Annotated in this window: 23 protein-coding genes and 2 tRNA genes; 21 read left to right on the top strand and 4 right to left on the bottom strand. The window is 62.7% G+C overall.

Annotated elements, in window-relative coordinates; genetic code table 11:
* The first annotated feature begins 25 nt into the window (after window positions 1-25).
* From Q7V31_RS09160 to Q7V31_RS09135, 6 genes are all read left to right on the top strand, one after another.
* Window positions 26-102: transfer RNA gene (locus Q7V31_RS09160), tRNA-Arg, on the top strand.
* Window positions 103-206: 104 nt separating this feature from the next.
* Complete coding sequence (locus Q7V31_RS09155; protein ID WP_304733763.1) at window positions 207-554, top strand: helix-turn-helix transcriptional regulator; 348 nt, start codon at window positions 207-209, stop codon at window positions 552-554.
* A 45-nt stretch (window positions 555-599) separates the two neighbouring features.
* The gene (arsB, locus tag Q7V31_RS09150) at window positions 600-1,685 is read left to right on the top strand and encodes an ACR3 family arsenite efflux transporter (protein ID WP_304733762.1); all 1,086 of its coding nucleotides are present in this window, start codon (window positions 600-602) and stop codon (window positions 1,683-1,685) included.
* Window positions 1,682-2,158: an arsenate reductase ArsC gene (locus Q7V31_RS09145; RefSeq protein WP_304733761.1), complete on the top strand. Its 477-nt coding sequence runs from the start codon at window positions 1,682-1,684 to the stop codon at window positions 2,156-2,158. The genes arsB and Q7V31_RS09145 overlap by 4 nt, the downstream gene beginning before the upstream one ends.
* A gap of 10 nt (window positions 2,159-2,168) precedes the next feature.
* On the top strand, window positions 2,169-3,014 hold the full coding sequence (locus Q7V31_RS09140) for a universal stress protein (RefSeq protein ID WP_304733760.1): 846 nt from the start codon (window positions 2,169-2,171) through the stop codon (window positions 3,012-3,014).
* Between the two features lie 5 nt (window positions 3,015-3,019).
* Entirely contained in the window at window positions 3,020-3,367 is a 348-nt protein-coding gene (locus tag Q7V31_RS09135; protein ID WP_304733759.1) for an OsmC family protein, read from the top strand.
* Window positions 3,368-3,476: 109 nt separating this feature from the next.
* Here Q7V31_RS09135 and Q7V31_RS09130 read toward each other — a convergent pair whose 3' ends face one another.
* Both Q7V31_RS09130 and Q7V31_RS09125 read right to left on the bottom strand, forming a co-directional pair.
* A complete protein-coding gene (locus tag Q7V31_RS09130) occupies window positions 3,477-4,178 on the bottom strand; it encodes a VIT family protein (RefSeq protein WP_304733758.1) in 702 nt (233 codons plus the stop codon).
* A gap of 110 nt (window positions 4,179-4,288) precedes the next feature.
* Window positions 4,289-4,573 carry a hypothetical protein gene (locus Q7V31_RS09125; protein ID WP_304733757.1) on the bottom strand — a complete coding sequence of 95 codons (285 nt, stop codon included), beginning with the start codon at window positions 4,571-4,573 and terminating at the stop codon, window positions 4,289-4,291.
* Window positions 4,574-4,804: 231 nt separating this feature from the next.
* On the opposite strand from Q7V31_RS09125, the gene Q7V31_RS09120 reads away from it, so the two are divergent.
* A tRNA-Leu gene (locus Q7V31_RS09120) sits at window positions 4,805-4,881 on the top strand.
* A 58-nt stretch (window positions 4,882-4,939) separates the two neighbouring features.
* Here the strand turns inward: Q7V31_RS09120 and Q7V31_RS09115 are convergent.
* Complete coding sequence (locus tag Q7V31_RS09115) at window positions 4,940-5,581, bottom strand: TetR family transcriptional regulator (RefSeq protein ID WP_304733756.1); 642 nt, start codon at window positions 5,579-5,581, stop codon at window positions 4,940-4,942.
* Window positions 5,582-5,711: 130 nt separating this feature from the next.
* Here Q7V31_RS09115 and Q7V31_RS09110 point away from each other — a divergent pair, with 130 nt between their 5' ends.
* The 9 genes from Q7V31_RS09110 to Q7V31_RS09070 all read left to right on the top strand — a co-directional run bounded on the left by Q7V31_RS09110 (window position 5,712) and on the right by Q7V31_RS09070 (window position 13,278).
* A complete protein-coding gene (locus Q7V31_RS09110; RefSeq protein ID WP_304733755.1) occupies window positions 5,712-6,956 on the top strand; it encodes an acetyl-CoA C-acetyltransferase in 1,245 nt (414 codons plus the stop codon).
* A gap of 60 nt (window positions 6,957-7,016) precedes the next feature.
* Window positions 7,017-7,433 carry a MerR family DNA-binding transcriptional regulator gene (locus tag Q7V31_RS09105; RefSeq protein WP_304733754.1) on the top strand — a complete coding sequence of 139 codons (417 nt, stop codon included), beginning with the start codon at window positions 7,017-7,019 and terminating at the stop codon, window positions 7,431-7,433.
* Window positions 7,434-7,467: 34 nt separating this feature from the next.
* On the top strand, window positions 7,468-8,871 hold the full coding sequence (locus Q7V31_RS09100) for an aldehyde dehydrogenase family protein (RefSeq protein WP_304733753.1): 1,404 nt from the start codon (window positions 7,468-7,470) through the stop codon (window positions 8,869-8,871).
* Window positions 8,872-8,977: 106 nt separating this feature from the next.
* The gene (locus Q7V31_RS09095; protein WP_304733752.1) at window positions 8,978-9,385 is read left to right on the top strand and encodes a GFA family protein; all 408 of its coding nucleotides are present in this window, start codon (window positions 8,978-8,980) and stop codon (window positions 9,383-9,385) included.
* A 63-nt stretch (window positions 9,386-9,448) separates the two neighbouring features.
* Entirely contained in the window at window positions 9,449-10,285 is an 837-nt protein-coding gene (locus tag Q7V31_RS09090) for an SDR family oxidoreductase (protein ID WP_304733751.1), read from the top strand.
* Window positions 10,286-10,947: 662 nt separating this feature from the next.
* The gene (locus Q7V31_RS09085; protein WP_304733750.1) at window positions 10,948-11,817 is read left to right on the top strand and encodes a hypothetical protein; all 870 of its coding nucleotides are present in this window, start codon (window positions 10,948-10,950) and stop codon (window positions 11,815-11,817) included.
* Window positions 11,818-11,985: 168 nt separating this feature from the next.
* Complete coding sequence (locus tag Q7V31_RS09080; protein WP_304733749.1) at window positions 11,986-12,441, top strand: SMI1/KNR4 family protein; 456 nt, start codon at window positions 11,986-11,988, stop codon at window positions 12,439-12,441.
* Window positions 12,442-12,454: 13 nt separating this feature from the next.
* The gene (locus Q7V31_RS09075) at window positions 12,455-12,613 is read left to right on the top strand and encodes a hypothetical protein (RefSeq protein ID WP_304733748.1); all 159 of its coding nucleotides are present in this window, start codon (window positions 12,455-12,457) and stop codon (window positions 12,611-12,613) included.
* Window positions 12,614-12,798: 185 nt separating this feature from the next.
* Window positions 12,799-13,278 (top strand): hypothetical protein, encoded by a 480-nt coding sequence (locus Q7V31_RS09070; RefSeq protein ID WP_304733747.1) that lies wholly within the window; start codon window positions 12,799-12,801, stop codon window positions 13,276-13,278.
* 394 nt (window positions 13,279-13,672) lie between these two features.
* On the opposite strand, the gene Q7V31_RS09065 is transcribed toward Q7V31_RS09070, so the two are convergent.
* Window positions 13,673-14,266: a TetR/AcrR family transcriptional regulator gene (locus Q7V31_RS09065; RefSeq protein WP_304733746.1), complete on the bottom strand. Its 594-nt coding sequence runs from the start codon at window positions 14,264-14,266 to the stop codon at window positions 13,673-13,675.
* An 88-nt stretch (window positions 14,267-14,354) separates the two neighbouring features.
* Here Q7V31_RS09065 and Q7V31_RS09060 point away from each other — a divergent pair, with 88 nt between their 5' ends.
* From Q7V31_RS09060 to Q7V31_RS09040, 5 genes are read left to right on the top strand one after another with little or no spacing between them, the layout of a single operon-like run.
* Window positions 14,355-15,527: an isovaleryl-CoA dehydrogenase gene (locus Q7V31_RS09060; RefSeq protein ID WP_304733745.1), complete on the top strand. Its 1,173-nt coding sequence runs from the start codon at window positions 14,355-14,357 to the stop codon at window positions 15,525-15,527.
* Between the two features lie 7 nt (window positions 15,528-15,534).
* Entirely contained in the window at window positions 15,535-17,127 is a 1,593-nt protein-coding gene (locus tag Q7V31_RS09055; protein WP_304733744.1) for a carboxyl transferase domain-containing protein, read from the top strand.
* A 10-nt stretch (window positions 17,128-17,137) separates the two neighbouring features.
* Window positions 17,138-19,138: an acetyl/propionyl/methylcrotonyl-CoA carboxylase subunit alpha gene (locus Q7V31_RS09050; RefSeq protein ID WP_304733743.1), complete on the top strand. Its 2,001-nt coding sequence runs from the start codon at window positions 17,138-17,140 to the stop codon at window positions 19,136-19,138.
* Window positions 19,135-21,078 carry an acetoacetate--CoA ligase gene (locus Q7V31_RS09045; RefSeq protein ID WP_304733742.1) on the top strand — a complete coding sequence of 648 codons (1,944 nt, stop codon included), beginning with the start codon at window positions 19,135-19,137 and terminating at the stop codon, window positions 21,076-21,078. The genes Q7V31_RS09050 and Q7V31_RS09045 overlap by 4 nt, the downstream gene beginning before the upstream one ends.
* Window positions 21,079-21,105: 27 nt before the next feature.
* Window positions 21,106-22,821, top strand: a complete 1,716-nt coding sequence (locus Q7V31_RS09040) for an AMP-binding protein (RefSeq protein WP_370690641.1) — start codon at window positions 21,106-21,108, stop codon at window positions 22,819-22,821.
* Window positions 22,822-22,924 lie beyond the last annotated feature (103 nt).

Here is a 22,924-nt window from a genome sequence, read left to right as displayed (position 1 = left end):
CGCCCGCCCCATCTGAAGCGCAAGCGCGCCCGTAGCTCAGCTGGATAGAGCATCAGACTACGAATCTGAGGGTCGGACGTTCGAATCGTTCCGGGCGCACCATTTCCCGCCGCCATCCGGCCCCCGCACGGGGTCCCGACCGTCTTGACGCCACCGCCGCCTCGGCCTATTCATCGTCAATCGACGATAGACGAAGGAAGCCCGTCATGGCCGCCGCCACAGCCCGATCCGTGCCCGCGCCCGCCCGGCCGGCGCCAACCGGCGACGACATCGCCGCCCTCGCCAAGGCGCTGGCGCATCCGGCGCGCATCCACATCGTCCGCCTGCTGCTCGAAAAACGCACCTGCATCGGCTGTGACATTGTCGATGAGGTCGGGCTGGCCCAGTCGACCGTCTCCGAACATCTGCGCATCCTGAAGGCAGCCGGCATCATCACCGGCGAAATCGAGCGCCCGCGCATCTGCTATTCGCTCAATCCCGCCAGCCTGCGGCCGCTGGCCGCGCTGCTCGACGCGGTCTTCGAGGCCGGCGAACCGGAACCATCCGTATGCTGAACATATCCCGCACCAACCCCCGCGCCGCAACCGAAAGGCCCCGACGTGTCGCTCTTTGATCGCTATCTCTCGCTCTGGGTTGCCTTGTGCATCGTCGCCGGTGTCGCGCTCGGCAATCTCTTTCCCGGCCTCTTCCAGACCGTTGCGGCCTGGGAATATGCCTCGGTCAATCTGCTGGTGGCGATCCTGATCTGGGCGATGGTCTATCCGATGATGGTCGCGGTCGATTTCGCCAGCCTGCGCCAGATGCACCGTCGTCCCAAGGGCCTGGTCATCACGGTCATCGTCAACTGGCTGATCAAGCCCTTCACCATGGCCGCCCTCGGCGTGCTCTTTTTCGAATTCGTCTTCGCCGATCTGATCGATCCGGCCGATGCCGGACAGTATATTGCCGGCCTGATCCTCTTGGGCGCCGCGCCCTGCACGGCCATGGTCTTCATCTGGTCGCAGCTGACGCGCGGCGATGCCAACTACACGCTGGTCCAGGTCTCGCTCAACGACATCATCATGATCTTCGCCTTCGCGCCCCTCGTCGCGCTGCTGCTCGGCGTCACCGACATCGAGGTGCCCTGGGAAACGCTGCTGCTCTCGGTCGGGCTCTATGTCGTCATCCCGCTGGCGGCGGGAGCGGCGACGCGCGCCCTGCTGGTCAAGCGCGGCGGCCCCGGCGCGCCGGGCGAGGCCCATGTCGCGCGCTTCACCGCCAGGGTCAAACCCTTCTCGATCCTCGGCCTGCTGGCGACCGTGGTGCTGCTTTTCGGTTTTCAGGGTCATGTCATTCTCGACCGCCCGCTCTTGATCGCGCTGATCGCGGTGCCGCTGCTGATCCAGTCCTACGGCATTTTCGCGATTGCCTATGCGGCGGCCTGGGCCTGGCGCGTGCCGCATAACGTGGCCGCGCCCTGCGCGCTGATCGGCACTTCGAATTTCTTCGAACTGGCGGTCGCGGTGGCGATCGGCCTCTTCGGTCTCAATTCGGGTGCCGCCCTGGTCACCGTGGTCGGCGTGCTGGTCGAGGTCCCGGTGATGCTGTCGCTGGTCGCCTTTGCCAACCGCACCCGGCGGCATTTCCCGGCCAGCGAAAACGGCGCGGCCGCCCCCATCCCGGTGCAGAGCGGAGGCGCATCATGACCACCATTCTCTTCATGTGCGTGGCCAATTCGGCCCGCAGCCAGATGGCCGAGGGGCTTGCCCGCGACATGATGGGCGCCGGCGTCACGGTGCTGAGCGCCGGCTCGGCGCCCGCCACCGTCAACCCCTATGCGATCGAGGCCATGGCCGAACTGGGCATCGACATTTCCGGCCAGCGCTCGAAATCGGTCGACGAGATCGACCCGGCCGCCATCGATCTGGTCGTCACGCTCTGCGCCGAGGAAGTCTGCCCGGTCCTGCCGGGCCGGGTGCGGCGTCTGCACTGGCCGATTGCCGATCCCGCCTCGAAGGACACGACATTGCCGGCCGATGAAATGCGCGCCCGCTTCCGCGCCGCCCGCGATCAGATCCGCACACGGATTGACATGCTGCGCCGTCTCAGCGACGCCGACATCGCGGCCGGCCTTGCCGACCATCTGCCCGAAACGCCGGTCCCCACCGTTCGCGATTGAGGAGAAACGCATGTTCAGCAAAGCCCTTGTGGGTGTCGATCTCTCGCCGGCCGAAGCATCGCTCCTGTCCTGTCTGCCCGATCTCGCCCGATGGGGTGTCGAAGCCGTGACGCTCGCCCATGTGATCGAGATCGGTTACGGGCAGGGCGCCGGCTTCGGCCATGAAGACGATTACCGTGCCTGGCTCGAAGAACGCGCCGCGCCGCTGCGCGCGGCCGGGCTGGCGGTCGACGTCGCGGTCACGGCAAGCGGCGTTCCGGCCGATGAATTGCTGGCCATCGCCGCGGCACGGAAAGCCGACCTGGTGGTTGTCGGTTCGCGCAGCCGCAATTTCCTGCGCGAGATTTTTCTCGGCAGCGTCGCCCGGGAGATCATCCGCAAGTCGGCGCTGCCGGTCCTGATCGAACGGCTCGAGCCGGCCGCGGCGGGGCAGGCCGAAACATGCGCCGCGGTCTGCAGCCGGGCGCTGCAGCGTGTCCTGCTGGCGACCGATCTGTCGCCGCAGTCGCGCGGTGCCGAGGAAGCGGCGGTCTGGTTGGCATCCCGCGCGGCGCAGGTCGACTGCCTGACCGTGCTGGCGCCGGACGCGGATACCGATGAAAGGGAGGCGGCCGCGACGCAGCATCGGGCGCTTCTTCAGCGCATCGAGGCAACCGGCGGTCGCGCCGCCTCGCGCATCGAAACCGGCGATCCCGATGCGATCATTTCGCGCGCCGGCGAAGACGGCTATTCGCTGATTGTGGTCGGCAAGCATGGCCGCAACTGGATCGACAGCAAGATCATCGGCTCGACAGCCGACCATGTCTGCGAAATCGCCCGGCGTCCGGTGCTGATGGTGCCGCTGCAGAAGGAATAGAACGCATGCTCGAATATTCGGTACAAGCCCGCCGGATCGACGATCACGGCAGTCTGGCCGTGACAAAGCACGCGGAGATCGCACTCGATACCGACGTCAAGGGCCGCGAAGACGCCTTCAACCCTGCCGAATTGTTCCTCGCATCCGTCGCCGCTTGCATGATCAAGGGCATCGCTGCGGACGGCGTGACCGTCGATGGGGTAGGCCAGAGGATTGCGCTGCTGGCCAGCGTACCGTTGTCGAGTGAACCTTGGGTGGCGCTGGGCGAAGGTGAGGTCGTGGCTGTTTCAGAGGGGCAGCTCGTGGCGCGCTGCCCCGCAGCATCGGATTTGCCCGCGCCCGATGGCGCATAGCGGCACACGACCGTGATGCCACCGGTTCGGACGTATCGAATGGTCGGCATGTACCGGTATGCAGTTCCCCCTGTGAAGCTCGCATCTACCTGCTGCTCGGTTGCGCAGATCAGACGACCGTTCCGACGAGCGTGCCGATTCCGGCGGTCGCCGCCATGGCGAGTGCCCCCCAGAAGGTCACGCGCAACGTCGCCTTGCCGATATCGGCGCCGCCGGCCTGGGCGCCGGCGGCGCCCAGCAGTGCGAGGAAGACGAGAGAGGCCGCCGATACGCCCAAAACCAGCGCCGATGGTGGCATCAGCAACACCATCGAAAGCGGCAGCGCCGCTCCCGCCGCGAAAGTCGCGGCCGATGTCAGCGCGGCCTGGACGGGCCGCGCGGTCGTGATGTCCGAAATGCCGAGTTCGTCGCGCGCATGCGCCGCAAGCGCATCCTTGGCCATCAATTGTTCGGCGACCTGCTGCGCCAGTTCGGGCTCGACGCCGCGGCCGACATAAATGCGTGCGAGCTCCGCCCGTTCGAATTCGGGCTGGCTGGCAAGCTCGGCGCTCTCGCGTGCGAGATCGGCCCGCTCGGTATCGGATTGGGAACTGACGGAGACATATTCGCCGGCGGCCATCGACATTGCGCCTGCGACCAGACCGGCAATCCCGGCAATCAGTACCTCGGAAACGGCCGCCGACGCCGCCGCCACGCCGACAATCAGGCTCGCAGTTGAGACAATGCCGTCATTGGCGCCCAGCACCGCTGCCCGCAGCCAGCCGATGCGCGAAACGAGATGGCTCTCGGGATGCAGGTGAAGCCGTGCCATGTAGCCTTGAAGCGCGTGGGCGTTGCCGGTCGGTCGGATCGCTCAGGACAGATAAAACCGAAGCCCGGCCGATGTCGAGCTTCGGTTTCCAGAATGCGGTTGGCGCCGGCTTAGTCGTCGCTGCCGTCGGCGCCCGTCGCACCGGTTGCCCCGGTGGCGCCTGTCGCGCCGGTATAGCCGGTGTTACCCGTATTGCCGGTATTGCCCGTCGCGCCTTGCGGCCCGGCCGGTCCCGGCACGCCCAGCGGCGACTCCATCGTCACATTCGTCTGCGTGCCGCCGCCCAGCGTCCCCGTATAGAAGAGGAAGCCGACAATCGCGCCGGCGACGACAAGGCCGCCGACGATGAAATAGAGCGTGTTGTTGCTGTTGGCGTCGTTCTGGTTATAGGCCATGGGGTTCCTCGCGAAATGGCGCCGAACGGATTTCGGCAGGCATCGTTGTTCGGCCGGTTGGCCGGATCCGTTTGAGCCATTCTGCGTGCGGCGCGGGCCGCCAGGCAGCCTCGGGAACTACCTAGGCCCGCGGTTTTGCGGCCGCGCACCCCTTGACGAGATACCCGAAGCCCTACTTCACCACTTACCCGTTCATCAGCGTGTCGAGCACCGTCTCGGTGTAGCGCCGCCGCTTCCGTAGCTCGGCTGGCTGGAGCATCGGACGAAGAATCCGAGGCTCGGACCTTCGAAGCGTTCCGGGCGCACCAGGTTCACCGCACATTTTGCGGTGAATAAGGGCGGTAATCGCCGCAAATACCCGAAAACCTACTTCGCCAGATACCCGTTCATCAGCGTGTCGAGCACCGTTTCGGTGTAGCGCCGCCGCGTCTCGTCATCGAGCTTGTCGATGCCATGCGCATATTTGAGCACGGTCGGATTGGCGAAGATGTGTTCGCAGGCCCCGAGTGCGGCCAGATAGAAGAGTGTCGGGTCGAGCGGGCGGATGGTGCCGTCCTTCGCCCCTTCCTCCATCAGCTCTTTGGCCGTCAGCGTCAGCGGCACGACGAAAAATTCGGCGATCTCGCGCGCCGCGCCGCTCTCCGCGTCGCGCATCAGCGCACCGAGCAGCCGGTAGAGATAGGGATAGCGGAAAAACGTGCGGATGACGCCGGCCAGATGCCGCCGCAGCTTCTCGGCCGGCGGCAGGTCGAGGCTCATCAGCCGGTCGAGCTCGTCGAGTGCGGTGGCCGCATCGCGCTTGGCGAGCGCCAGCAGCAAGCCTTCCTTGCCGCCGAAATAATAGCTGACCAGCGCCACGTTCACTTCCGCCCGCGTCGCGATCTCGGCCAGCGGCACGTCGATCGACTGCCGCTCGCCCATCAGCGCCCCGGCGGCGTCGAGCAACTGCCCCCGTGCCGAAGGCCGTTCCGGCGCCGCCCGTGCCTTGTTCTTTGCTTGCGGCTCCACCGGTCCTCCTTGCGCTTCTGGTTTTTTCGATTTAAATACTCGTTTAAGAAATTAAATACGCCATTAAGGCAGGCCGCGCAAGCGAGCCCTGCCGCTCAAAAATGGCAGCCACACAGGAAGGAACGAACAAGTGAGCGAAGCCTGGATCATCGACGCAGTACGCACCCCCCGCGGCATCGGCAAGGTGGGGAAGGGCGCGCTCGCCCATCTGCATCCGCAGCATCTGGCCCGCACGGTGCTGGCCGCGATCGCAAAGCGCAACGACATCAACACCGCCGAAGTCGATGACGTGCTCTGGGGCACCTCCTCCCAGCGCGGCGCGCAGGGCGGCGACATGGGCCGCATGGCAGCGCTCGATGCCGGCTACGACATTCGCGCCTCTGGCGTCACGCTCGACCGCTTCTGCGGCTCGGGCATCACCACCGTCAATCTCGGCGCCGCGCAGATCATGTCCGGCATGGAAGATCTGGTCATCGCCGGCGGCACCGAAATGATGAGCTACACCTCGGCCACCGCCGACATCAAAACGCCGCCGATGATGGATGCCGGCAATCTCCACCTTCGCAAGCAGCATCCGCAGTCGCAGCAGGGCGTCTGCGCCGATGCGATCGCCACCATGCAGGGCATCGACCGCAAGGCGGTCGACGAACTGGCGCTGGTCTCGCAGCAGCGCGCCGCGAAAGCCATCGCCGAAAACCGCTTCGCCAAATCGCTGGTCACCGTCTACAATGATGACGGCTCAGTCGCGCTCGATCATGAGGAATTCCCGCGTCCGCAGACGACGATGGAAGGTCTCTCGGGCCTCAAGGCCTCCTTCGAAGTCTGGGCCGGCATTCCGGTCGATGCCGAAGGCACCACCTATGGCGATCTGATCCGCCAGAAATATCCGGACCTCAAGACCTTCAACCACATCCACCATGCCGGCAATTCCTCGGGCGTCGTCGACGGCGCCGCCGCGATCCTGCTGGCCTCGCCTGCTTACGCCAAGAAGAACGGCCTGAAGCCGCGCGCCCGCATCGTCGCCACCGCCAATATGGGCGATTGCCCGACGCTGATGCTGAACGCGCCGGTGCCCGCCGCGCAGAAGGTGCTGGCCAAGGCCGGCCTGAAGATCGAGGACATCGACCTCTTCGAGATCAACGAGGCCTTCGCCGTCGTCGCCGAAAAGTTCATCCGCGACCTGAAGCTCGACCGCGACAAGGTCAACGTCAATGGCGGTGCTTGCGCGCTCGGCCATCCGATCGGCGCCACCGGCTCGATCCTGATCGGCACCATCGTCGATGAGCTCGAACGTCAGGACAAGCGCTACGGCCTTGTCACCATGTGCGCCGCCGGCGGCATGGCGCCGGCCATCATCGTCGAACGCATGCAGTAATCCACATGTGGCGGACGCCTTTCGGGGCGTCCGCCCGTTTCATTCGAGGGAGGTTCCATCATGACCTGGACCATCACCGATCTTGCGGCCGAATTCGGCATCACCCCCCGTGCGCTGCGCTTCTATGAAGAGAAGGGCATGCTGTCGCCCGACCGCCGCGGCCAGGCCCGGCTCTATTCGAAGCGCGACCGCGCCCGCCTGAAGCTGATCCTCAACGGCCGCGACGTCGGCTTGACGCTGTATGAAATCCGCACGATCCTCGATCTCTATGATGGCGACGAGGAAGGCACGGCCCGGCAATATCGCCATGCGCTGGGCATTTTCCGCCGCCGCATGGAAGCCGTGAAAAAACTCCGCGACGAAGCGGACGCACAGCTCGCAAGGCTCGAAACCGCCTGCCGCAATTTCGAGGCCCGCCTGTCGCCGAAGGCAGAAGGTGCACCGAAACAGAAATCGCGCGGCGCCCGCGCGGCGTGAACACACAATAAAGTAACTCCGGGGAGGAGAAACGATGAGCGCCTACAAGCTTCTGATCGGCGGCAAGCTGGTCGATGGCGACCAGACGATGGATGTGATCAATCCGGCAACGGAAGAAGTGCTGACGAAATGTCCGCGCGCTTCCGAGGCGCAGCTCAATCAAGCCGTCGCCGCCGCGAAAGCCGCATTTCCGGCCTGGGCAAAAACGCCGATTGCCGAACGCAAGCAGGCGCTCCTGAAAATCGCCGATGTGATCGAGGCGAACGGCCAGGAACTGGCGCGCCTGTTGACGCAGGAGCAGGGCAAGCCGCTCGCCGATGCGACCGGCGAGGTCTACGGCACCGCCGCCTTCTTCCGCTATTTCACCATGCTCGATCTGCCGGTGAAAGTGATCGAGGACAGCGAGGGCAAGCGCGTCGAGGCGCACAGGAAGCCCCTGGGCGTCATCGGCGCCATCGTGCCCTGGAACTTCCCGCTGATCCTGATGGCCTTCAAGCTGCCGCCGGCGCTTCTCGCCGGCAACACGGTGGTGCTGAAGCCGGCGCCGACGACGCCGCTGACCTCGTTGAAACTCGGCGAGCTGATCAAGGACATCCTGCCCGCCGGCGTCCTCAACATCGTGACGGATGCCAACGATCTCGGCGCCGCGCTGACCGCGCATCCCGATGTCCGCAAGATTTCCTTCACCGGCTCGACCGCGACCGGCGCCAAGGTCATGGCCGGCGCCGCCGGCCTCTTGAAGCGCATCACGCTGGAACTTGGCGGCAACGATGCCGGCATCGTCCTTGATGACGTCAACCCGAAGGAAGCGGCGCCGAAGCTCTTCCAGAGCGCCTTCCAGAATTCGGGCCAGGTCTGCATCGCCATGAAGCGGCTCTATGTGCATGAATCGATCTATGACGAAATGTGCGCCGAGCTCGCGACACTCGCCGAAAACGCGGTGATGGGCGACGGCCTCGAACAGGGCACCCAGCTCGGGCCGCTGCAGAACAAGATGCAGTTCGACAAGGTCCGGGAGCTGATCGAGGACGCCAGGAAGACCGGCAAGGTCATCGCCGGCGGCGAGACGCCGGCCGGGCGTGGCTATTTCATCCGCCCCACCATCGTCCGCGACATCACCGACGGTTCGCGCCTTGTCGACGAGGAACAGTTCGGCCCGGTCCTGCCGGTGATCAAATATTCCGATCCGCAGGATGCGGTCGCCCGCGCCAATGCCTCGCCCTATGGCCTCGGCGGCTCGATCTGGTCCTCCGATCCGAAACGCGCCTACGATCTGGCGACGCAGATGTCGTCGGGCTCGGTCTGGATCAACAAACACGCCGACCTCGCCCCCAACATCCCCTTCGGCGGCGCCGGCATGTCGGGACTGGGCTCCGAACTCGGCGAGGAAGGCCTGCTGGAATTCACCCAGCTCCAGGTCATCAACATGGCGAAGTGAACGGAGTGGGCGCTTCTGCGCCCGCACCGTTCATCCCCGGGCTCTCGACCCGGGGGTCCATCTTCCTTCTCCGCCGTCCATGGGAAAACACGAGGATCATTCCGTCATGTCGAAACTTGAAGGCCGTTGCCTCTGCGGCCAGTTTTCCTATGTGAGCGATGCGCCGCCGCTCGCAACCCTGATCTGCCATTGCAGGAACTGCCAGCGTCAGGGCGGTGCCGCGTTTTCGCTCAACGTCGTTGTGCCGGCGGCCTCGCTTGCCACCAGCGGAGAACTCAAGAGCTACATGGATCGCGCCGACAGCGGCAACACCGTCGAGCGCCAGTTCTGTGCGACCTGCGGCTCGCCGATTTTCTCGATGCTCTCGGCCAACAAGGCCATCGCCATCATCAAGGCCGGCACGCTCGACGACACCTCGGATTTGCAACCGGCGTCGGAAGTATGGTGCGACAGTGCGCAAAGCTGGGTGCCGCCGCTGGTCGCCGCGGCGCGCTTCCCGAAGAATCCGGCCTGACAGCGCTTTGACCGCTCACCTTGCGGCGGCAGTGTCGCGGCAGAACGCATGGATGAAATCCGAATGACCGATCATGTAAAAGGCAAGACCATTGTCGTCACCGGCGCCGCCGGCGGATTCGGGCGTCTGATATGCCGGAAGGCCGCCGCGCGCGGCGCCAATGTCGTTTGCGGCGATGTGAACGAGGAAGGACTTGCCGAAACGGTGAAACTTGTCACAAGCGCCGGCGGCAAGGCATCCGGCAAGCGGACGGACGTCACCGACCTGGCCGCCATGACGGCGCTTGTCGCCCATGCCGTCGAGACGCATGGCGCCGTCGACGTGATGATCAACAATGCCGGCATCATGCCGCTTGCCTTCTTTGCCGATCACAAGGCGGCAAGCGCGGCATGGAGCAAATGCATCGACATCAACATCAAGGGCGTCATGAACGGCATCATCGCCGCCTACGACCCAATGATGGCGCAAGGCCGTGGCCATGTGATCAACATCTCTTCCATCTACGGAAATTTTCCGGTCGTGGGCGCGGCGGTCTATGGCGCCACGAAATCCGCCGTGAACTTTCTTTCCGAGTCGCTCCGCGTCGAAGCGGCCGGCAAGATCAAGGTCACGATTATCAAGCCGACCGGCGTACCGGCCACCGGCCTTGGCGGCGCGATCGTCAATCCCGAAGCCGTTGTCGGCATTCTCGGGCAGAACACAACGGCCTATATCGGCGCGATGACCGCCATCCTCGAAGGCCAGGTACAGGACGACCGCGTCAATCCGGACAGCACCGCCTATGCCGTGCTCGATCCCGCTTACATCGCCGATGCCGTGATCACGGCGATCGACCAGCCCTGGGGCGTCTCGCTCGGCGACATCACCATCCGCGCCGCCGGCGACGCCTATATTCTCTGAGCCGCTGGCCGCGGTAACGAGGCGGCGGTTCACGTTTCATTTTTCCGCCTCTGCTCCAAATACAGTGTCACCCCGGCACTTGTTGCCGGGGCCCACGCGCAGCGCCGCTTGCCGCAGCATTCAATATTGAATCCCGGCGCCGCCGCCCAACGCAATGCTGGTCGCCGCGGCGCAATCCGAAGATCGAAAACACCGCTGCCCGGCCACGAGGCGGCGGTTTGCGTTTGAGAGACGATCCGTACACAAACAGAACCCACATCCCAATGCCGTCACTGAAAGCAACGCGGGCGACGACCTGTCCGCCGGCCGCCTTCAACTGAGCGGAACAAGTGCAATATTGGTTCGCCTACAGAATATTAAACAACAGATGCGTAGTTTCAGACTGCATAAAATACCCGTTGCATGATGCATTTTTCCGGCTAGGCTTCTTGAGCAGTGAGTCTTGCAAGCTTGTATGTGTTCTGGGGGGAAGCGCATGTTGAAAGCTGATCGTCAAGCATTGGCGATGTTGCACCGATGTATTGCAATTCCTCTTCGAAATGGCAGTGGCTCCGGGTTCTTCTTCCGCGTGAGACGCCGGCGACGGCGTTTATGCGTGGCTGGCGCGCCGGTGAGGCGCCGCCTGCATCTCACTTGCGGGAACTCGGGGGCGTGAGGCGGGCGTGGCCATAAGTATCCTGCATCGCATCGAGTATCGGGCCATGGCGGCACTGCAGGCGACGCTGGTCACAGCTTTGTTCGGTTTCATCGGCTGGCTGGGAGCAACTTCTTTTTTCTGGGGCTTCGGATTTGCCGTGCTGGGCGCAGCTATTGATTTCGCGCGTTGGCACTATCGTTATGATTGGGATTTGAGAAAATTCGTCGTCAATAACTGGAGGGACGAAGATTTTCTGATCGCTCTCCAGCAAAACGGAACTGCCGAACCGTTCAAGCGGATGGCAAGGGCGGAGCGTCTCTTCAATACAGCGCTCTTTCTGCCGTGGTTCTGTGTGTTCGTAACCGTGCTGATGCTCAACATGGTGTTTTCGGACACTCTGTTTTGTTCTAACGCGGCAGCAATAGACGCGTTTTCATTTCCCGCCTTTCATTTGGCGGGAGCTGTTCGCTTCATTTTCGAACAGCTGCAAACCGGGGGTTACGAGTGTCGTGCGGTTTTCGTGAAGTTCTACTATTCCCTGGTCTTCTACATGTTCGCAATATCGATTGCTGCATACGCAATTTATTACTCGCACAACTGCAACATTCATAATTCTGCCAAGGAGCTGTTCGTCGACGGTGTCTTGGACATCGGCCGGATGGCAGGCGTAATCCGGCGGCCGGTCGGCGCATTACTTCTTGTATTTGCTTTGATCTTTTTGTTGTTTTGGCTTCGGGATGTGGAGTTTGAGAAAAGAGGGGGACTTCTATGGAACATACACGAATCCAATTTCCAGCTATTTATGCTCGCCGCCCTTATGTGCTCGCTTCTCGTGATTATTAGAATGGTTTTCTACACGTCCAGATACTCGACAATAAAGCGCTACTTGCGGTGAACCCTCCTAGTTTCGTTTTTGCACGCCTTCATCTTTTTGATTTCGTGCTGACGTGGTCCCCTGATTGTAGCCGTTCAGAAGTGGAGTCCTTCGGGTTTCCCCCGGGTTGAGATTGCCGCAACTGGTCACACAGGTGACGTAGCGCTTGGTCGCGGAGGACCCTGATCGATGCTGCAGGACGTTGTCGAACCCAATGCGACGATCGGCGAGATTGAGTTGAGATCGTTCGCCGACAGGCACGGCATTCGCTTGCCGAAAGCGTACGCGGAATTTCTGCTCAGGACCAACGGCGGCCAGCCCGTGCCGGCCGCTTTCCCGATCGCGGGCATGGAGGGCAACCCCTCGGGTGTCATTCAAGCGTTCTTCGGTCTGAAGGCCAATATCGGAACGGAGGACCTTGAGAGCAACCTGACAGAACTGGGGGAAACGGTGCCGATGGGTATCCTGCCGATTGCCGGAACCGAAGGCGACGATTTCCTGATTCTGGATCTTCGCAAGAAAGATGCGCCGGTTCTGTTCTGGGATCGAAAACCGTTCTGGGGAAGCAACCTGTGGGACGAGAGTGACCTCTATCCCGTAGCAGCTGACTTTGAGTTGCTGCTACGCGAGTTGCACGAACTCTAGTCGGGCACGCTTCGTGCGATCGGTGTCCAACGAGCATGTGCGCATCCACCAGGTAATGGCGAGCAAGACCCGGTATTGCATCACCGACCCCGCGACCGGCATCGCCAATATCGCCGCCGAACTCGGCGGCAGCAAGTTCGCCAGCGGCGCCATAACAGGCGCGTTCGCCTAGGCACTGGGGCGCGGGCTCACACCGGCAAATAACAATTCGAGATCGGAGAGGTATCGGCAAGTTGCATCAAATGATACCGGCACAATACTATTCCGAAGGCAATTCGCTGGGGGCAGCGATATCTCATGACGGTTCGCGGCATGACATATGCTTCGATTGGTGTTGAAATCTACGGATACATGTAGGTGGCAGAGGCAACTGAGATATTGAGCGAAGAAAAAATGCTGATCGCAGACAAGATTGGAGAAATTTCTCAGGCGTTAGCACCCATGTCGTTTTTGGAGCGCGGGAAAGCGGCTTCAATTGGAGTGGTGTTTCTGCTTGTTTTGAATGGATGCTCTGAAAATTCCGGCGAACACGATGTGTGCTACTCGGTCATTTCATTATCAGCTGCGCTGGAACAATTTGAACATCCATTTGACCACGGGTTAAGAGAGGTACATGAGTCGCTGTGGAATGAATACAACGATGGTGCAATGCTTGCTGCTATACCGATAGCGCAAGAGGGGAAAATTTATATCGCCAGTAACTGTGAATACAGGAAGAAGTTATCGGCAGACTTTGGGAGTCTCGTGAAAATAACAAAAAGCACCGAAGAGGAATATTTCGATCGGCACGAAGTGGCCGGTAGCAGCAGAAAATTGAAAAATTTTGGTGTGGATTGATTTCAGGCGCCTTCCATTTGGAGATGGGCAACCACCAGCTTCCGCCGCAGTGGCGAGCATGCGCGCACCCACCAGGTAACGGCGAGCAAGACCCGGTATTACATCACCGGCCCCACGACCGGCATTAGCATCGAGAAGGTGTTCGGCCCCAGCCCGCCCACCCCGGGGATAAATTATTTTGATCCCCCGTCGCCCGATCCCGAATCACCCGGCGCGGAATCCGCACCCGCCCGAAACCGGGGATAAGTTTCTCGATCATCCGCACACGAATGAAAATTTTCACCGTTTGTGACAGTTTTATGACAGTTTTTTGACAGAGGGGGGGGTCGGCTGTGTTTTCGCTGTCGACAGCGCTGTCGCGTCGCGCGTGCCGCCGCTGCGGGATAAGTCCGGCTTATCCCCGCCTGACGCCGTCGAGCACCAGCCGTGTGTGAATGCCGATCAGCGCCGCATGACCGATGCGGCCCTTTGGCTCGTACCATGTGCAGATGCCGGTCAGCATGGCGAGGATCGCATAAGCCGTCACCCGCACATCGCCGATCGCAAACAGCCCTTGCGCCGCGCCCGCTTCGAGAATGGCGCAGAGCCGGTCCTCATATTGCCGCCTGAGCGCCACGATCGTCGCGCGATTGTCGGGTTCGAGGCTGCGGATTTCCGACGAGCCGATAAAGACTTCGCGTTTGCGTTCAATATGATAGCTGAGATGGAAGGCGGTGAAGGCCTCGAGCCGCGCCTGCGGCCCGTCTTGGCCCTCAAGCGCCGCGTCGGCGCGTTCCAAGAGCGCCGTCATGTGGTCGTGAATGAGGACGAAGAGCAGTTCCTGCTTGGTCCTGATATGGTTGTAGAGCGATCCGGGCTGCAAGCCGACACGGGCGGCAAGCTCCCTCAGGCTCATCGCCTCATAGCCATGGGCATGGATCAGGTCGAGCCCCGCCTCGCGGATCGCGGCCAGCGTTTTCGGGCCGGAGGAGCCGGCGGTCCTGCTCATTTTCGGCCCTTTCCGGCCATTTTTGCCTCTTGCTCGCCGCTGGAAACAAACGTATGATCGTTTTTATATCCTGACAGGGAAAATGTCCATGGGCCACAATGATTACCCCTCGCTCGATTTCGATCTCGGCGAAACCGCCGACATGATCCGCGCCACGGTGCGCGCCTTCGCGGCAGACCGCATCGCGCCGCGCGCCGCCGAAATCGACGCCACCAACACCTTCCCGCGCGATCTCTGGCCGGAAATGGGCAATCTGGGCCTTCTCGGCATCACGGTGGAAGAAGCGTTCGGCGGCGCCGGCCTCGGCTATCTCGAACATGTCGTGGCGATGGAAGAGATCAGCCGCGCTTCCGCCAGTGTCGGCCTTTCCTATGGCGCCCATTCCAATCTCTGCGTCAACCAGCTCCGCCGTTGCGGCACCGATGCACAGAAAAACAGGTATCTGCCGAAGCTTATCAGTGGCGAGCATGTCGGCGCGCTGGCGATGTCCGAGCCCGGCGCCGGTTCCGATGTCGTCTCGATGCGTCTGAAGGCCGAGAAGAAGGGCGACCGCTATGTGCTGAACGGCACCAAGATGTGGATCACCAACGGCCCCGACGCGGAAGTGCTTGTGGTCTATGCGAAAACCGATCCGGCCGCCGGCCCCAAGGGCATCACGCCTTTCATCATTGAGAAGGGCTTCAAGGGTTTCCACGCCGCGCAGAAGCTCGACAAGCTCGGCATGCGCGGCTCGAACACCGCTGAACTCGTCTTCGAGGATTGCGAGGTTCCGGCCGAAAACGTGCTGGGCAAGCTCAACGAAGGCGTCCGCGTGCTGATGTCGGGCCTCGACTATGAGCGCGCGGTGCTGGCCGCCGGCCCCTTGGGCATCATGCAGGCCTGCATGGATGCGGTGATCCCTTACGTGCATGAACGCAAGCAGTTCGGCGAACCGATCGGCACCTTCCAGCTGATGCAGGGCAAGCTCGCCGACATGTATGCGACCATGAATGCCTGCCGCGCCTATGTTTATGCAGTCGCCAAGGCCTGCGACCGCGGCCAGACGGCGCGCAAGGATGCAGCCGGCGCCATCCTTTACGCGGCCGAGAAGGCGACATGGATGGCGCTCGAGGCGATCCAGGCCTTGGGCGGCAACGGCTACATCAACGACTACCCGACCGGCCGCCTGTTGCGCGACGCCAAGCTCTACGAAATCGGCGCCGGCACCTCGGAAATCCGTCGCATGCTGATCGGCCGCGAACTTTTCAACGAAACCGCGTGAGCGCCCCATGTCCGTGCTGAAGACGAACGTCAACACGCGCGACCCGCGCTTCAAGGCCAATGCAGAGGCGATGGCGGGCCTCGTGAGCGCGCTTGCGGCCGAACGCGCCAAGGCAGCCGAGGGCGGCGACCAGCGCTCCCGCGAGCGCCACACGGCCCGTGGCAAGCTCTTGCCGCGCGACCGCGTCCACGGGTTGATCGACCCCGGTGCGCCCTTTCTCGAACTCTCGCCGATGGCCGCCCATGGCATGTATGGCGAGGCGATCAACGGCGCCGGCATCATCACCGGCATCGGCCGCATCGCCGGTCAGGAATGCGTCATCGTCTGCAACGACGCCACCATCAAGGGCGGCACCTATTATCCGGTCACGGTCAAGAAACACCTGCGCGCCCAGGAGGTTGCGCTCGAAAATAATCTGCCCTGTTTCTATCTGGTCGACAGCGGCGGCGCCAACCTGCCCAATCAGGCCGAAATCTTCCCCGATCGCGAGCATTTCGGCCGCATTTTCTACAATCAGGCCCGCATGTCGGCGAAAGGCATTCCGCAGGTCGCCGTCGTCATGGGTTCCTGCACGGCCGGCGGCGCTTATGTGCCGGCCATGTCAGACGAATCCGTGATCGTCAGGAAACAAGGCACGATCTTCCTCGGCGGCCCGCCTCTGGTGAAGGCCGCAACCGGCGAAGTGGTGACCGCCGAAGATCTCGGCGGCGCCGATGTCCATTCGCGCAAATCCGGCGTCACCGATCATTACGCGATGGACGACACCCATGCGCTGGCCATCGCGCGCCGCATCGCCGCGACGCTCAACCGCAAGAAAACAATCGACATTCCGCTGCGCGACCCCGTCGCGCCGCTCTATGACGCAGCCGAACTCGACGGCATCGTGCCGTCCTCACTCTCGGTGCAATACGACATCCGTGAAGTGATCGCGCGCTTGGTCGACGGTTCGGAATTCGACGAATTCAAGAAACTCTACGGCACCACGCTGGTCACGGGCTTTGCCCATATTCACGGCATGCCGGTGGGGATCGTCGCCAATAACGGCATCCTGTTTTCGGAATCGGCCTTGAAGGGCGCGCATTTCATCGAGCTCTGTTGCCAGCGCAAGATCCCTCTGCTTTTCCTGCAGAATATCGCCGGCTTCATGGTCGGCCGTGAATATGAAACCGGCGGCATCGCCAAGGATGGCGCCAAACTCGTCACCGCGGTCGCTTCCGCCAATGTGCCGAAAGTGACGCTGATCGTCGGCGGCTCCTATGGCGCCGGCAATTACGGCATGTGCGGCCGCGCCTATTCGCCCCGCTTCCTTTTCACCTGGCCCAATGCCCGCATCTCGGTGATGGGCGGCGAACAGGCGGCAAGCGTGCTGGCCACCGTTCACCGCGATGCCGAGAAATGGACGCCCGAAGAGGCCGACGCCTTCAAGGCGCCGATCCGCGCCAAATATGACGAGGAGGGGCACCCTTATTTCGCCACCGCCCGCCTCTGGGACGACGGCATCGTCGCACCGTCGGAATCCCGCCGCGTGCTGGCGCTGGCTTTCTCGGCGGCACTCAACGCACCGATACCGGAGACGCAGTTCGGCGTCTTCCGCATGTGAGGGAAGAGAAATGTTCAAATCCCTCCTGATCGCCAATCGCGGCGAAATCGCCGTCCGCGTCATCCGCACCGCGCGCCGCATGGGGTTGAAAACCATCGCGGTCTATTCCGATGCCGACGCCAACGCGTACCATGTCGCCGAGGCCGACGAGGCGTACCGCATCGGCCCCGCACCTGCCGCCGAAAGCTATCTGCGCGCCGACGCCATTCTCGAAGCGGCCCTGCGTTCGGGCGCCGGCGCCATCCATCCGGGCTATGGCTTCCTCTCTGAAAACGCCGCCTTTGCCGAGGTCTGCGAGAAGGCCGGCATCGTCTTTGTCGGCCCGCCGCCTGCGGCAATCCGCGCCATGGGCTTGAAGGATGCGGCCAAGGCCTTGATGGAAAAGGCAAAGGTGCCGGTGGTGCCGGGCTATCACGGCGACAATCAGGATGCCGCGTTTCTGGCCGCACAGGCCGAAAAGATCGGCTATCCGGTGCTGATCAAGGCGGTGGCCGGCGGTGGCGGCAAGGGCATGCGCCGCGTCGACGATCCGGCGCAATTCGGCAAGGAACTGGCAAGCGCCATGCGCGAGGCCGGCGCCGCTTTCGGCGACGAACGTGTGCTGGTCGAAAAATATGTGGCCCGCCCGCGTCACATCGAAATCCAGGTCTTTGCCGACAGCCATGGCAATGCGGTGTCGCTCCATGAACGCGACTGCTCGCTACAGCGCCGCCACCAGAAGGTGATCGAGGAGGCGCCGGCCCCCGGCATGCCGCCCGAAATGCGCAAGGCCATGGGCGATGCGGCCGTTGCCGCCGCAAAAGCCATCGGCTATCGCGGCGCCGGCACGGTCGAATTCATTGCCGATGCCACCGACGGCCTGAAAGCCGACGGTTTCTGGTTCATGGAAATGAACACGCGCCTTCAGGTCGAGCACCCGGTGACGGAAGCGATCACCGGCCTCGATCTGGTCGAATGGCAATTGCGCGTCGCCGCCGGCGAGCACTTGCCGTTGAAACAAAAGGACATTCCGCTCACCGGTCATGCGGTCGAGGTTCGCCTCTATGCCGAGGACCCGGCGAAGAAATTCTTCCCCTCGACCGGCCGCCTAGCGCGTCTCCGCGCGCCCGAAAACATGCCCCATGTGCGCATGGACATGGGTGTACGCGAGGGCGACGAGGTGACGATGTTCTACGATCCGATGATCGGCAAGATCATCGCCCATGGCGAGACGCGCCGCATCGCCTTGAGAACCTTGAAAAATTTCCTCACCGGCATGGAAGTGGCGGGCCCGAAAACCAATCTCGGCTTTCTGATCGAAACCCTGGGCCATGACGCCTTCATCGACGGCGACATCGACACCGGCTTTATCGATCGTCATCTCGACGCGCTGGTGCCGCCGGCCGAACCCTCGCCGCGCATTCTGGCGCTGGCCGCCGCCGCGCATCTGATGGCGCGCAAGCGCGCCGCTGCGACCGAAACCTCGCCCTGGGGCGCCACCGATAGCTGGGTGCTGGGCGGCCGCCGCGCCGAAACTCTGAACTTTCTGCTCGGCGGCGCGCCGCTGTCGCTGAAGCTCGAACCGCAGGACGATGCCTGCCGCCTGATTTTGGTCAATGACGGCGCCTCGATCGTCGCCGATGCCGCGCTGACCGCCGATGGCGCGCTGACGGCAACCGTCGACGGCGCAAGGCACGCCGCCGCCTTTGTCGCCAATGGCAGTGGCTTCACACTGATCCATGAAGGCATCGCGACCGAATTCTCCGTCGTCAATCCGCTCGACGTCGATGTGGCTGCGGATGCCGACACCGGCGCGCTGAAAGCGCCAATGCCCGGCAAGATCGTGCAGGTATTGGCCGAAACCGGCGCGACAATCAAAAGAGGCGCGGCGCTGGTCGTCATGGAAGCGATGAAAATGGAGCAGACGCTGCTGGCCGCCGCCGATGGCAAGGTCGCTTCCGTCAATGTGGCTGTCGGCGATCAGGTCGAGGCCGGCGCGGCGCTGGTTACTTTCGAGGAAGCCGAAAAATGAGCGCGCCGCTCTGGTCGCCCGCGCCGGATCGCATCGCCGCTTCGGCCATGGCGGCATTCATGGCGCGGGTGAACGAAAATCATGGCACAGCGCTCGACGGTTACGAGGCGCTGCATCGCTGGTCGGTCGCCCATCCGGACCTCTTCTGGAACGAAATCTGGGACGACAGCGCCGTCATCGGCGACAAGGGCAGCGTCACGCTGCTCGACGGCGGCAAGATGCCCGGCGCGCGCTTCTTTCCCGAGGCACGGTTGAATTTCGCCGAAAACCTGCTACGCGGCGAAGGCGAAACCCCGGCACTTCTTTTTAACAATGAAGGACGTGTGGCCGCACCCGTCAGCCATGCGCAACTGCGTGCCGATGTGGCGCGCCTTGCCGCCATGCTGAAATCATGGGGCGTCGCGCCGGGCGACCGCGTCGCCGCCTTCATGCCCAATTGCCCCGAAACCATTGTCGCCATGCTCGCCGCCGCCAGCATCGGCGCGGTCTTTTCCTCCTGCTCGCCCGATTTCGGCGTCAAGGGCGTGCTCGACCGCTTCGGCCAGATCGCACCGAAAGTGCTGATCGCCTGCGACGGCTACCGCTATGCGGGAAAAATTCTTCCGGCGCATGACAAGCTTGCCGAAATCATCGCCGGCCTGCGGTCGCTCGAGCATGTCGCCGTCGTGCCTTTTATCGGCGAGGGCAAAAAACATCTCGCAAAATCAACCGACTGGCCGGATGTGCTGGCATCTGCCCGCGACGCGCAACTGAGCTTCGCGCGCCTGCCGTTTTCGCATCCGCTCTACATCATGTATTCGAGCGGCACGACCGGCGTACCGAAATGCATTGTCCATTCGGCAGGCGGCACATTGCTGCAGCATCTGAAGGAACATCGCCTCCATTGCGACCTGCGTCCCGGCGAGCGTCTTTTCTACTTCACCACTTGCGGCTGGATGATGTGGAACTGGCTGGTCTCCGGGCTGGCCGCCGGCGCCACGCTGGCGCTTTATGACGGCTCGCCCTTCGCGCCCGGCCCCTCCGTTCTCTTCGACTATATCGACGAAGCGAAGATCAATGTCTTCGGCACCTCGGCGAAATTCATCGACGCGATCAAGAAGGAAGGTCTCGCGCCCCGCGAAACGCATGATCTCTCCTCGATGCGCATGATGCTCTCGACCGGTTCGCCGCTGGTCGCCGAAAGCTTCGACTATGTTTATGCGGACGTGAAACAGGACGTCGCCCTCTGCTCGATCTCCGGCGGCACCGACATTGTCTCCTGCTTCGTGCTCGGCAGTCCGATGCTCCCCGTCCATCGCGGCGAAATCCAGGCCAAGGGCCTCGGCATGGCGGTCGAAGTCTGGAACGACGAGGGAAAGCCGGTCGCGGGCGAGAAGGGCGAGCTGGTCTGCGTCAAACCTTTCCCGTCGATGCCGGTCGGCTTCTGGAACGATGAAGATGGCGCCAAATACCGCGCCGCCTATTTCGAACGCTTTCCGGGCGTCTGGTGCCATGGCGACTTCGCCGAAATCACGGCGCATGGCGGCATCGTCATTCATGGCCGTTCCGACGCAACGCTCAATCCGGGCGGTGTGCGCATCGGCACGGCGGAAATCTACGCCCAGGTCGAGCAACTGCCGGAAGTGCAGGAAGCGCTGGCGATCGGTCAGGATTTCGCCGGCGATGTCCGCGTCGTGCTCTTCGTGGTGATGAAGCCCGGCCAGGCGCTCGACGACGCCATGCGCGCGGCGATCCGCACGAAAATCCGCGAAGGCGCCTCGCCGCGCCATGTCCCGGCCAAAATCGTCGCCGTCGCCGACATTCCGCGCACCAAATCGGGCAAGATCACCGAGCTTGCCGTGCGCGACATCGTGCATGGCCGGCCGGTCAAAAATCGTGAAGCGCTGGCAAACCCCGAAGCGCTGGAGCTTTACAAGGACATCGAAGACCTGAAAAGCTGAACGAAAACAGAGGTCGGGAGGATCGTCATGGGAAAAAGCGAAGCGGGCAGGCCGGTTGCGCCCGGCATGTCGCATGTGCGCGGCGCGGATACGCCCGCCTTGCGCGACGAAACCATCGGTCAGGCGCTGACATCCGCCGCCGCCAAATGGCCGGATCGCGAGGCGCTGGTCTCGGTCCACCAGAACATCCGCTGGACTTATAAGGAACTGAACGACAAAGCCGAGGCGCTGGCCGCCGGCCTGCTGACATTAGGTCTCGCGCGCGGCGACCGCGTCGGCATCTGGGCGCCCAATTGCGCCGAATGGACGCTGACGCAATTCGCCACCGCCAAGGCGGGTATCGTTCTGGTCAACATCAACCCGGCCTATCGCCTCTCCGAGCTCGAATACACGCTCAACAAGGTCGGCGTGAAGGCGTTGATCGCGCCCGAGCGTTTCAAGACCTCCGAATATGTCGAGATGGTCGAAACGCTGGCGCCGGAAATCCCGCAATCCACAAGCGAACTCGCATCGGCGAAACTTCCACAACTGAAACATGTCATCCAGATCGGCGGCAGCCCTCGCGCCGGCTGGCTGCAATTCGACGACATCGCGGGCAGGGCGGGCGATGCCGAACGCAAGGCGGTCGCCGCACTGGCCGACAAGCTCGACTGCCGCGACGCCATCAACATCCAGTTCACCAGCGGCACCACCGGTCTGCCGAAGGGCGCGACGCTCTCGCATCACAACATTCTCAACAACGGCTTCATGGTCGGGCGCAGCATTGGCTTGAAAGAGGGTGACCGCCTCTGCATCCCCGTGCCGCTTTATCATTGCTTCGGCATGGTGATGGGCAATCTCGGCTGCCTGACGCATGGTGCGACCATGATCTATCCGGCCGATGCCTTCGATCCGCTGGCGGTGCTGCAGGCGGTCGAGAAGGAACGCTGCACCGGCCTCTATGGCGTGCCGACCATGTTCATCGCCGAGCTCGGCCATCCCGATTTCGCCAAGTTCGATCTCTCCTCATTGCGCACCGGTTGCATGGCGGGCTCCCCCTGTCCGGTCGAGGTGATGAAGCAGGTGATTTCCCGCATGCATATGCGCGACGTGACCATCGCCTACGGCATGACCGAAACAAGTCCCGTCAGCTTCCAGACCGGCGAGAGCGACACGCTTGAACGCCGCGTCTCGACCATCGGCCGCGTGCAGCCGCATCTCGAATGCAAGATCGTCGATCTCGATGGCAAGACCGTGCCTTGCGGCGAGCCGGGCGAGCTCTGCACGCGCGGCTATTCCGTCATGATTGGCTACTGGGACGACAAGGAAAAAACCGCCGAAGCGGTCGATGCCGAGGGCTGGATGCATACGGGCGACCTCGCCACCATCGACGTCGAAGGCTATGGCAACATTGTCGGCCGCTTGAAGGACATGGTCATTCGCGGCGGCGAAAACGTCTATCCGCGCGAGATCGAGGAATATCTCTACCGCCACCCGAAAATCGAGGATGTCGCCGTCGTTGGTGTGCCGGATGCGAAATATGGCGAGGAAATCTGCGCCTGGGTGAAGATGAAACCCGGCGAAAGCGCCACCGAGGAAGAGATCAAAGGTTTCTGCAAGGGCCAGATCGCGCATTACAAAGTGCCGCGCTATGTCCGCTTCGTGCCCGAATTTCCAATGACCGTCACCGGCAAGGTGCAGAAATTCCAGATCCGCGATGCGATGATCGCGGAGTTGAAGCTCGACATCGCCCGAACCGCCTGACCGCATGCATGCCGTCGGCGATTGTTCTCTGAACGGAGTGTTGTCGAAATCCCGGTTTTGCCCGGAGCTCTGGCTGTATTAGGCTTGGAAACGAATCGGGCGT

Source organism: Parvibaculum sp. (assembly GCF_030651915.1).
GTDB lineage: Bacteria > Pseudomonadota > Alphaproteobacteria > Parvibaculales > Parvibaculaceae > Parvibaculum.
The sequence above is the reverse complement of the archived record's forward strand: the minus strand, read 5'-3'. Positions and strand labels throughout refer to the sequence as shown.